At 49.1% G+C, this 346-nt stretch carries 1 protein-coding gene; it reads right to left on the bottom strand.

Translation table 11 applies throughout. From position 1 onward, the window contains the following. Positions 1–301: hypothetical protein (locus R0J92_RS22065; protein ID WP_411053224.1), on the bottom strand; the 301-nt coding region annotated here is incomplete at its 3' end. Positions 302–346: the final 45 nt, after the last annotated feature.

Below are 346 nucleotides of genomic sequence, written 5' to 3'. Positions count from 1 at the left end.
ATCCCGAATCGGTCATTTCCTCCCAGGTATGGGAAGGGCCCGCAGGATCGAATGTAGTCAACATCGCTGTCATGGATCCCGCAATTTCGCCGTCAATCTCTACACAAATAGCGCCTTCAGGATAAAGCGTAATATGATTCTTCAGCTGTTGCTCATCCCATAGCAAGTCGGGCGGGAACGGCGGCGGAAAGCTTTCGCGCTGCACTTCAATCAAACCTGGAAAATCCGCTTCCGTATAAGTCCGTATCGTTGCCATAACCGGACGGCCATCCTTAAAGACATATTGCTGTTTTTTATACATTGCCAACCCCGCCTTTCTTTTTATTCAGTTTACCCGAAGTCGCTG

The sequence above is a fragment of the Tritonibacter sp. SIMBA_163 genome (assembly GCF_046535935.1).
In the GTDB taxonomy this organism is placed as follows: Bacteria; Pseudomonadota; Alphaproteobacteria; order Rhodobacterales; family Rhodobacteraceae; genus Epibacterium; species Epibacterium scottomollicae.
Note: the sequence above shows the minus strand (reverse complement) of the source record. Positions and strands in the feature narration are given on the sequence as shown.